This is a genomic window from Janthinobacterium sp. Ant5-2-1 (assembly GCF_001445815.1).
GTDB lineage: Bacteria > Pseudomonadota > Gammaproteobacteria > Burkholderiales > Burkholderiaceae_D > Janthinobacterium > Janthinobacterium lividum_E.
Map to the genome: position 1 here is coordinate 1 of NZ_LNCE01000005.1, position 10972 is coordinate 10972.

Consider the following 10972-nt stretch of genomic DNA (forward strand, 5'->3'; position numbering starts at 1 on the left):
CTTCCTGGTTGGCCGACGTCGTCGCCGTTTCATTGGCCACCGGCGGCGGCGCCTGGTTCACCAGCAGGGTCAGGGTTTGCTGCACCGTGAACTGGTGCGCGTCCTTGGCCTGCAAGGTAAAGTTGTAGCTGCCCGCCACCGTCGGCGTGCCGCTCAACACACCGGTCGCCGCATCGAGTACCAGGCCGGTCGGCAAGGCGCCGCCGCTCACCGAATACGCATACGGCGCCACGCCGCCGCCAGCCGTGAATGCCTGGCTGTACGCGTCGCCGGCGCGGATTGCCGCCAGGCTGGCCGGCGTCAGGCTCAAGGTGGGTGCCGCCACGGCCAAGGTGTAGCTGTTGGTGGCGCTGAACGGCGCACCCGCGCCCGTGCTGCTGTCCGTGACCTTGATGCTGACAGGGAAACTGCCTGCCACATTCGTCGTGCCGGACAATACGCCAGTCGCCGCATTCAAGGTCAAGCCGGCAGGCAAGGCGCCGCTGCTGATGCTGAAGGTATGTGGCGCCGTGCCGCCCGCCGCCGTCAGGGTTGTGCTGTAGGCCGCTTCCGCCGTTGGATTGAGCAGGGTGGCTGGCGTGAGAGCGAGTGTCGCCGAATCCACAGACAACGTATAGTTTTTCGTTACCGTAAACTGACGTGTATCCATCACTTTTACAGTCAGCACAAAACTGCCTGCTGCAGTTGGCGTACCGCTCAGCACACCAACGGTACTCAGCGCCATGCCGGCTGGCATGTTGCCGGAGACCGCAAATGCATATGGCCCGATACCACCACTGGCCGTCAGTTGCTGACTGTAAGCCGTACCAACTGCCGCTCCTGACAAGCTGGCTGGCGTAATGTCCATAGCGGCCGTCACCGTCAATGTATAGCTTTGCGTTGCTTGGGCATTTACGCCAGCCACTGCGGCCTGCGTCGCGGTGATGATGCTGACACCGGCGGCTACCGGCGTGATGACGCCAGTGCTGCTGACGGTGGCCACACCCACGTTCGAACTGGAATAGCTGATGGCTCCATAGCTGCCGCCCGCGAGGCTGGAAGTAGCCACATTGGTCAGGCTATTTCCCAATGGAACGGACGCCGCGGTCGGTGTTGCAAACAGGATGACACCGGTTGGGCTATACGTAAATTGATCCGCTGCGTTGCTGGCACTGGTACCGCCAACCGTGGTGACTTTCACGTCCACCACGCCCAAACTGCCCGATGGACTGGTGGCCGTGATCTGCGTAGCACTGTTGACCGTAAAGCTGCTGGCACTGACGCCGCCGAATCGCACCGCCGTGGCGCCGTCAAAGGCTGTACCTGTGACCACCACGCTAGTGCCGCCGGTAATGGGGCCGGAAGCAGGTGCAATGCCTGAGACAACCGGTACCGCCACATAGGTGAACTGGTCCGCCCCGCCAGTGGCGCTGGCACCGCCCGTCGTGGTGACGCGCACATCCACCGTGCCGGAGCCAGCTGGCGCAGTCGCCGTGATCTGCGTGGCGCTGTTGACGGTGAAGCTACTCGCCGCAGTGGCGCCAAACGTCACTGCCGTGGCACCGGTAAAGCCCGAACCGGAAATTACCACACTGGTGCCGCCCGTCGTTGGCCCGACCGCAGGTGACAGGCCACTCACCGTTGGTGCGCCCACATACGTGAACTGGTCGTTTGCACTGGTACCGCTGGTACCACCCGTCGTGGTAATGCGCACATCGACCGTGCCGGAGCCAGCTGGCGCAGTCGCCGTGATCTGCGTGGCGCTGTTGACCGTAAAGCCGGTGGCCGCCGTGGCGCCAAACGTCACTGCCGTGGCACCAGCAAAGCCAGTACCGTTAATAGTGACGCTAGTGCCGCCAGTGGAAGGACCTGTCGCGGGCGACAGGCCAGTGACCACCGGTGCCGCTACATACATAAATTGATCGGCGGCACTGATAACGCTGGCGCCGCCAATCGCAGTGACGCGGACATCGACCAGGCCGCTGCCGGCTGGTGCCGTGGCCGTGATCTGCGTGGCGCTGTTGACCGTAAAGCCGGTCGCCGCCGTGGCGCCAAAGGTCACCGCCGTGGCGCCGGTAAAGCCCGTGCCATTAATGGTGACGCTGGTGCCGCCCGTGGCCGGTCCTGTAATCGGAGCAATGCCGGTGACCACCGGTGCCAACACATATGTAAATTGGTCCGCCGGGTTGGTGGCACTGGTGCCTCCAAGCGTGGTGACCCGTATATCCACCGTGCCGCTGCCGGCTGGTGCCGTGGCCGTGATTTGCGTGACACTGTTAACCGTGAAGCTGCTAGCCGCCGTGGCGCCAAACGTCACTGCCGTGGCACCAGCAAAACCAGTACCGTTAATCGTGACGCTGGTGCCGCCCGTCGTTGGACCAGCCGTGGGCGACAAGCCGCTCACCACCGGCGCGCCAGCATACGTGAACTGGTCCGCAGCAACCGCGGCACTGGTGCCGCCAGGCGTGATGATTCGCACATCGACCGTACCGCTACCAGCTGGCGCAGTCGCCGTGATCTGCGTGGCGCTGTTGACCGTGAAGCCGGTGGCCGCCGTGGCGCCGAAGGTCACTGCTGTCGTACCACCAAAGCCCGTGCCGGTGATGGTCACCACGGTGCCACCAGTGGCTGGACCTGACGTGGGAGAAATACCGCTTACCGCCGGTGCCACCACATACGTGAACTTGTCCGACCCGCTAACGGCGCTGGTGCCACCAGGCGTGGTCACCCGTATATCCACCGTGCCACTGCCGGCTGGTGCCGTGGCCGTGATCTGCGAGGCGCTGTCGATCGTAAAACCAGTGGCAGCCGTGGCGCCGAACATCACGGCTGTCGTACCACCAAAGCCCGTGCCGGTGATGGTCACCACGGTGCCACCGGTGGTTGGACCTGACGTGGGCAAAATACCACTTACCGCCGGTGCCACCACATACGTGAACTTGTCCGACCCGCTAACGGCGCTAATGCCACCAGGCGTGGTCACCCGTATATCCACCGTGCCGCTGCCGGCTGGTGCCGTGGCCGTGATCTGCGAGGCGCTGTCGATCGTAAAACCAGTGGCAGCCGTGGCGCCGAACATCACGACTGTCGTGCCACCAAAGCCCGTGCCGGTGATGGTCACCACGGTGCCACCGGTGGTTGGACCTGACGTGGGCGAAATACCGCTTACCGCCGGTGCCACCACATACGTGAACTTGTCCGACCCGCTAACGGCGCTGGTGCCACCAGGCGTGGTCACCCGTATATCCACCGTGCCGCTGCCGGCTGGTGCCGTGGCCGTGATCTGCGAGGCGCTGTCGATCGTAAAACCAGTGGCAGCCGTGGCGCCGAACATCACGACTGTCGTGCCACCAAAGCTCGTGCCGGTGATGGTCACCACGGTGCCACCGGTGGCCGGTCCGGTAATCGGAGCAATGCCGGTGATCGCCGGTGCCACCGCATACGTGAACTTGTCCGACCCGCTAACGGCGCTGGTGCCACCAGGCGTAGTCACCCGTATATCCACCGTGCCGCTGCCGGCTGGTGCCGTGGCCGTGATCTGCGAGGCGCTGTCGATCGTAAAACCGGTGGCAGCCGTGGCGCCGAACATCACGGCTGTCGTACCACCAAAGCCCGCGCCTGTGATGATGACGGCGGTGCCGCCGGTGGCGGGTCCGGTAATCGGAGCAATGCCGGTGATCGCCGGCGCCATCACATACGTGAACTTGTCCGGCCCGCTAACGGCGCTGGTGCCACCCAGCGTGGTCACCCGTATATCCACCGTACCGCTGCCGGCTGGTGCCGTGGCCGTGATCTGCGAGGCGCTGTCGATCGTAAAACCAGTGGCAGCCATGGCGCCGAACATCACGGCCGTCGTACCACCGAAGTCCGTACCGGTGATGGTCACCACGGTGCCACCGGTGGTTGGACCTGACGCGGGAGAAATACCGCTTACCGCCGGCGCCGCCACAAAAGTAAATTGGTCCGCCGCGCTGGTGGCGCTGGTGCCGCCCGTCGTGGTGACGCGCACATCGACCGTGCCCGTGCCAGCTGGCGCCGTAGCCGTGATCTGCGTGGCGCTGTTGACTGTGAAGCCGGTTGCTGCCGTGGCGCCGAAGGTTACCGCCGTCGTGCCGCTAAAACCCGTGCCGGTGATGGTGACCGTGGTGCCGCCCGTCGCAGCACCTGAAGTCGGCGAAATGCTCGTCACTGCCGGCGCCGCCACGTAGGTAAATTGATCGTTTGCACTGGTGTTGCTGGTGCCACCCGCTGAAGTGACGCGCACGTCGACCGTGCCCGCGCTGCCTGCTGGCGCCGTGGCCGTGATCTGCGTGGCGCTGTTGACCGTGAACCCGGTCGCTGCCGTGGCGCCGAACGTCACCGCCGTCGTGCCGCTAAAGCCAGTGCCAGTAATGATAACCGTGGTGCCGCCGGCAGTTGTGCCGGAGGTTGGTGAAATACTGCTCACCACCGGCTTTGCCACATAGGTAAATTGATCGGTGGCGCTGGTGGCGCTGGTGCCGCCCGCCGTGGTCACGCGCACATCCACGGTACCCGTGCCCGCTGGCGCCGTCGCCGTGATCTGCGTGGCGCTGTTGACGGTAAAACCTGTGGCTGCCGTGGCGCCGAAGGTCACCGCCGTCGTGCCGCTAAAACCCGTACCGGTAATGGTGACCGTGCTGCCGCCAGTGGCCGGGCCGGCCGTGGGCGAAATGCTCGTCACCGCTGGCGCCGCCACAAAAGTAAATTGGTCCGCCGCGCTGGTGGCGCTGGTGCCGCCCGTCGTGGTGACGCGTACGTCGACCGTGCCCGTGCCGGCGGGCGCTGTGGCCGTGATCTGCGTGGCGCTGTTGACTGTGAAGCCGGTTGCTGCCGTGGCGCCGAAGGTTACCGCCGTCGTGCCGCTAAAACCCGTGCCGGTGATGGTGACCGTGGTGCCGCCGGTCGCAGGACCTGAAGTCGGCGAAATGCTCGTCACTGCCGGCGCCGCCACGTAGGTAAATTGATCGTTTGCACTGGTGTTGCTGGTGCCACCCGCTGAAGTGACGCGCACGTCGACCGTGCCCGCGCTGCCTGCTGGCGCCGTGGCCGTGATCTGCGTGGCGCTGTTGACCGTGAACCCGGTCGCTGCCGTGGCGCCGAAGGTCACCGCCGTCGTGCCGCTAAAGCCCGTGCCAGTAATGATGACCGTGGTGCCGCCGGCAGTTGTGCCGGAGGTTGGTGAAATACTGCTCACCACCGGCTTTGCCACATAGGTAAATTGATCGGCGGCGCTGGTGGCGCTGGTGCCGCCCGCCGTGGTCACGCGCACATCCACGGTACCCGTGCCCGCTGGCGCCGTCGCCGTGATCTGCGTGGCGCTGTTGACGGTAAAACCTGTGGCTGCCGTGGCGCCGAAGGTCACCGCCGTCGTGCCGCTCAAACCCGTACCGGTAATGGTGACAGTGCTGCCGCCAGTGGCCGGGCCGGCCGTGGGCGAAATGCTCGTCACCGCCGGTGCCGCCACAAAAGTAAATTGGTCCGCCGCGCTGGTGGCACTGGTGCCGCCCGTCGTGGTGACGCGTACATCGACCGTGCCCGTGCCGGCGGGCGCCGTAGCCGTGATCTGCGTGGCGCTGTTGACCGTGAACCCGGTTGCTGCCGTGGCGCCGAAGGTCACCGCCGTGGCGCCGGTGAAACCCGTGCCCGTGATGGTGACGTTCGTGCCGCCGACGGTGGGGCCTGCCGTGGGCGAAATGCTGGTGACCGTCGGCGCAGGAATATACGTGAACTGATTGGCGGCGCCGGTAGCGCTAGTGCCGCCGCTGGCGGTAACGGTGACGTTCACGGTACCGGCACTGCCAGCCGGCGACGTGGCGGTCATGGTCGTGGCGTTGACGACGGTAACGGCGACGCCATTGTTGGCGCCAAACTTGAGCGCCGTGACGCCCGTAAAGCCGGTACCGGTAATGGTGACGGCCGTGCCGCCAGTGCTGGGGCCGGACGCAGGCGTCACGCCGGTGATGGTCGGCGGCGGCTGGGCGTTGATCACCAGGGAATAGCTTCTGGACGTGTTGTACGGTCCATTGCCGCCCGTGACATCGGTGGATTTGATCACAAAGTTATAGGTACCCAGGGCGGTGGGCGTGCCCGAAAGCAGGCCGCTGCTCGACAGGTTCAGGCCCGTGGGCAAGGCACCCGACTCCACCACATAGGTATAGGGCGCGGTGCCATTCGCGGTCGACATCTGCTGGCTATAGGGCGTCGCCAAGCCTCCCGCCGTCAGGGTGGTGGGCGTGATGGACAAGATCGGTACGGCGATCGATACGGAATAGTTTTTGGTGACCACCTGCGGCGTGCCCGGGGTTGAGTCGGTGACCTTGACGCTGAACACATAGGCGCCGGTAGCCGTCACGGTGCCGGAAATCAAGCCGCTCGGCGATACGCTGATGCCAGGCGGCAAGGTACCGGAATCAAACGCGTAATTGTAGGGAGCCACGCCGCCGCTGGCCGACATGGCCTGGCTGTATGGCACGCCAATCACGGGCGCGGGCAAACTGCCCGGCAACACCGTGAAGGCCGCCGCCGCGGGCGCGACTGTCACGGTGAAAGTCACTTCCTGGCTATCCTCGTCGAGCAGGATAAAGCTGTCGGACAGCGCCCCGTCGCCATTATTGATATAGGTGGCGATGCCATTGCTGTTATTGACGAGACCTGTGATCGTGCCGTGCAAGGGCGTCGCGTTATTATCAATCAGGCCAAATCCGCTGCAGGACGACAGGTCGATGATATGCGAGCCGCCCGAGGCGACTGAAAAACTCTGGCTGGCCGTACATTTCACGCTCGGCAAAGCCTGCGCAGGATTGGCGCCCAACGCCAGCATCAACAGGCACAGCGAAGCGAGCCACTGCCCGAGACGGCAAGATACAGCCGTCCCGGCGGCGTCGCGATCCAACATTCGCTTCCGTTTTCCAGCAAACAAGGCGAGCAGAAAAGAACGTGCCGGACGGCCGATGATGTCGTTGCAAATACGCGACATAACTTCTCCAATACAGAGTTTTTCAGACAAAAATGAAGGTAATTTCAGGCCGTCGGCGATGCCCATTCCGAGCTCTTCCACAGTGCCAACAGATGTTGACGCTTGCCATATGACAACGTATGCTACTCCGAGATTTCAATAAAGTAACTATAACAAAAAGGGTTTTTTAAAACGCAACATTGATTGCAAATGGAAAATATTATTCATTTGCCATTGAGCTGCATTCCAACCGTGGGAGAACGATGATGGCTGATGTGTATCTAGGACAAATCATGATGGGCGGCTTCAATTTTGCGCCGCGTGGATTTGCGGCATGTAACGGGCAATTGCTGCCCATTGCGCAGAATCAGGCGCTGTTTGCACTGCTGGGTACCGCTTACGGGGGGAACGGCAGTACCACCTTTGCCTTGCCTAACTTGCAAGGCTGTACCCCGGTTGGCGCGGGTGCTTCGGTCGATGGCGCGTGGCAACCATCGCCATACCAGATCGGTACACGGGCGGGGCAGGAGGCTGTCACCTTGCTAGCGACCCAGATGCCGGCACACACGCATGCGGCCAATGCGGTGACAACGCCCGGCACCTCGAAAAATCCCACGAATACCCTGTTTGGCGGCAGTGGCGCGGAATCCATCTACGGTTCGGCCGGACCGCAAGTCACCCTGGCCAGCCAGACCTTGGCGTTGGCCGGCGGCAACCAGGCGCATCCCAACATGCAGCCGTTCTCGGTGATTAACTTCAATATCGCCTTGAGCGGTATCTTCCCGTCGCGCAACTAACGAATCAGCCACTCTTACGGAGCATAGTCATGACCACACCCTATGTCGGCGAAATTCGCCTGTTTGCCTTTTCCCGCATTCCCAGCGGCTGGTTCGCCTGCGACGGCAGCCTGAAACCGATCTCCGAATACGAAGTACTGTTCGTCCTCCTGGGCACCACCTACGGCGGCGACGGCGTCACCACCTTTGCCGTGCCCGACCTGCGCGGCCAGGTTCCCCTGCACATGGGTACCGGTCCGGGCCTGAGCAACCGCCCCCTCGGACAACGAAGCGGCAGCGAATCGGTGACCCTGCTGCCGACCCAGCTTCCTTTGCATACGCACCCGTTCAATGTGAACAGCACCCTAGCAACGTCGAACGTGCCGGCGGCCAACCTGCTGCTGACTGCGCCGTCGAATAACGACAAGATGTACACCAGCGATCTGACTGGCCTGACCGCTTATGCACTGGCGACCACAGCCACGGGCGCGACAGGCGGCAACCTGCCGCACGCGAACACCATGCCAACCCTGACAGCGTCATTCTGCATCGCATGGGCAGGCATTTTCCCATCCCAGCAATAACAGCCGGCACGCAAGCGCAGCCCCTAAAATCGATCAGGAGAACCTACCGTGACCTCACCATACCTTGGCGAAATACAAGTCTTCGGCTTCAATTTCACACCCTACGGATGGGCCAGCTGCAATGGCGCCACCCTGCAGATACAGCAACATTCAGCCCTGTTTTCCTTGATCGGCACGCAGTATGGCGGCAATGGGACCACGACCTTTCAGTTGCCCAACTTCACGGGACGCGCGCCCTGCAGCCAGGGACAAGGACCCGGCCTCACGCCGCGCGTGATGGGCGAGACCTTCGGCAGCAACAGTGTCACGTTGAACGTCACGGAGATGCCGAACCACCCCCATCAACTCAATGTGTATCGCCAGCCCACTGCCGCCCTGCAGCACAACACACCGCTCGCTGGCGACGCCTTGATTGCCCTTGGCGGCACGTCCGCATTCGTGCCGACGACACCACCCAATGTAGCGCTGTCGCCGACCGCGATCGGTAGTGCCGGTGGCGGCCAGCCGCACGAAAACCGCCAGCCGATGCTGGCGGTGAATTTCTGCATCGCGCTGCAAGGGGAATTCCCGTCTTTTGACTAAGTTTGCTTGATCCAGGCAGGCGGCGCCATCGCGGCGCCCGCCCTGCCCTCCTCCCCGCACTGGCCTCAGTTGAATACGGCCTGGTACAGAAAGCCATGGCTGTCACGCGCCACCGGCACCAGAAAGATACCCACCTCGCCAAACGCCTCATGCTGCATCTGGAAGATTTTCTGGCTGAACAGGATGGGAGAGCTATGGTGAAACAGCAGGCTGAACGGCTTGCGCATCAAGCCCTCCAGGGTCGCTGACGGCAACGGGCGCACTTCTTTCAGGACAAAGGCGGCATTGCCGTCACTGGCCGCGATAAACGTCTCGTTGACGCGCGCGGCAAAATGTTCGAGGGTCAGGACATTCATCATTCCAGATATTCCATTCCGTAAGCAGTGTAGTGAAGACGATGTCTGATTCTAATGGAATCATTGCCGCCCTGGCACGGCAATGACATGAAAAACCAGACGCCACATGCGCTGCGGGGCGGAAGCAAGCTGCTCCCGCCCCGCGGCGTCACTTCCTTGATGCGCAGCGCTACTTGAGCGGCATGGCGATACCGAACATCACCGACTGGGTACGCCCGCTATCGATATTCAGATTGCTGTTGTAGTCCAGCGTGATCGTCATGCCGTTCGACAGCAGCAGTTTCACGCCCAGGCCCGCCGCCCAGTTGCCCGTCTGTTGCGGCACCGTGCGGATCACGTACACGGGACCGTCCGCCACCAGGTCGGCATACGCCAGGCGCGCATCATCGGCGCCCTGGAACTGGTGCCGGTACTCGAGCCGCGCGCGCGGGAACCACGTGCCCAGGCCGCCCACATAGATGCCCTCGGCCCGAACGCCCAACGCGCCGATGCGCGAGCGCACGGTCTGCTTGAAGTAGCTCAGGGCGTTGATGCCCGCCGCCTTCTCCGTGTACGGATCGAGCTTGGCCGACATCAGTTCCACGCGGCCGTATGGCGACCACATCCAGGTGTCCTGGCGCATCTCGATGCCGCCGACCAGCGCGCCGAACACCTGCTTGCCGTCGCGCTCGCCCGTGGCGAAACCGCTGCCATCGGCGAGGTAGCGCGAGGCGTCGTATTGCAGGGTGCCGTAGCCGAGCACGCCATCGAGGAACACGCCCTTGCTCGGACGCAGGCTGCCATACACGGCCGCCACGGCGCTGTCGGCCGTGCTGCGGCTGCCGTTCTGGCCCACATCGCTGCGGTCATGGCTGAAGCCGGCGCCCACGCCCAGGCTCGCCAGGTCGCTGAGGCGGTAATCGCCCCCCACGCTCACGCCGTTGGTGCGGAAACGGAAGCCCGTGTCGCGGCCGTTCACATAGTGCTGACCGAAGTCGACCGCGCCGCCGAGCCACAGAGCTAAGGCCTGCTTCTGCGTGTCCGGCTTTTGCGGCATGTCCGGCAAGCCGCTGGTGGCGCCGCTGACATCGACCTGCTGCCGTTCATCGCTGCTGAAACCGGCGCCTGGCTGGCGCAAGGCCGCCTTGCGCATGAACGGTTTGACGGCCGTGCCGAACACGCGGTCCGCTTCGTCCGCCTGCCAGCGCGCCAGCGCCGCCGTCGGGTTGCCGCTGTCGTTTGGCGGCGTCAGGCTCAGGCCGAAGCTCGAACGTCCCCAGCCATCGCCATGCAGGCTTTCCAGGCGCTGCGTGAAGTTCGACAGCTGTGCGCTGGCGAAACGCCGCGCCGCATCCGCTTGCGCCGCCTGCAGGCCGATCACTTCCGGATCGACCGACGGATCGCGCCGCGCCGTCACGGTCACGTTGACCACGCCCGGCTTCGAGGTGGCATACGCATTGCTCAGGGTGTAGCTGACGACGGCCGCGCCGGCGAACTTGCCCGAGGCCGCAAAGCTCAGCTGGTACGACGGCTTGCCGGCCGTGCCGATATCGCGCACCACCACCTTGCCCGCCTCCGCCGGCGCCACGCTCAGGATATTCGCCGCCGTGAACGGGCCACCCGTGGCGCCCGCCGTCAGGTCCACATTGACCGTCAGGCCAGCCACCACCGTGACGCTCTGGCTGAGCACTTGCGGCATCGGATTGACGGTAATCGTCGAGGTCACCGGCGCCGAGGTGC

Annotated in this window: 6 protein-coding genes and 1 pseudogene; 4 read left to right on the top strand and 3 right to left on the bottom strand. The window is 63.9% G+C overall.

Annotated features, from left to right (window positions below; all coding sequences use genetic code 11):
* A partial coding sequence (locus tag ASN89_RS01250) for an IPT/TIG domain-containing protein (RefSeq protein ID WP_152988401.1) occupies window positions 1-6895 on the bottom strand: 6895 nt, incomplete at its 3' end.
* Between the two features lie 356 nt (window positions 6896-7251).
* On the opposite strand from ASN89_RS01250, the pseudogene ASN89_RS29745 reads away from it, so the two are divergent.
* The 4 genes and pseudogenes from ASN89_RS29745 to ASN89_RS01265 form a co-directional block, all read left to right on the top strand.
* Window positions 7252-7395: pseudogene (locus ASN89_RS29745) on the top strand (phage tail protein); the annotation flags it as partial.
* Window positions 7396-7494: 99 nt separating this feature from the next.
* Window positions 7495-7752: a hypothetical protein gene (locus ASN89_RS29750; RefSeq protein ID WP_313902987.1), complete on the top strand. Its 258-nt coding sequence runs from the start codon at window positions 7495-7497 to the stop codon at window positions 7750-7752.
* A 29-nt stretch (window positions 7753-7781) separates the two neighbouring features.
* Window positions 7782-8315 (top strand): phage tail protein, encoded by a 534-nt coding sequence (locus tag ASN89_RS01260; RefSeq protein WP_046685749.1) that lies wholly within the window; start codon window positions 7782-7784, stop codon window positions 8313-8315.
* Between the two features lie 48 nt (window positions 8316-8363).
* Window positions 8364-8897 carry a phage tail protein gene (locus ASN89_RS01265; RefSeq protein ID WP_058048011.1) on the top strand — a complete coding sequence of 178 codons (534 nt, stop codon included), beginning with the start codon at window positions 8364-8366 and terminating at the stop codon, window positions 8895-8897.
* 65 nt (window positions 8898-8962) lie between these two features.
* On the opposite strand, the gene ASN89_RS01270 is transcribed toward ASN89_RS01265, so the two are convergent.
* Together ASN89_RS01270 and ASN89_RS01275 are read right to left on the bottom strand one after the other, a co-directional pair.
* A complete protein-coding gene (locus ASN89_RS01270) occupies window positions 8963-9256 on the bottom strand; it encodes a DUF6916 family protein (RefSeq protein ID WP_235433006.1) in 294 nt (97 codons plus the stop codon).
* Between the two features lie 166 nt (window positions 9257-9422).
* Window positions 9423-10972, bottom strand: a 1550-nt coding sequence (locus ASN89_RS01275; protein WP_152988402.1) for an autotransporter outer membrane beta-barrel domain-containing protein, incomplete at its 5' end; no start/stop codon positions are given.

Coding starts and splice junctions, on each gene's coding strand:
- ASN89_RS01270 (WP_235433006.1), bottom strand. CDS start 9,256: ATGATGAATGTCCTGACCCTCGAACATTTTGCCGCGCGCGTCAACGAG.
- ASN89_RS01260 (WP_046685749.1), top strand. CDS start 7,782: ATGACCACACCCTATGTCGGCGAAATTCGCCTGTTTGCCTTTTCCCGC.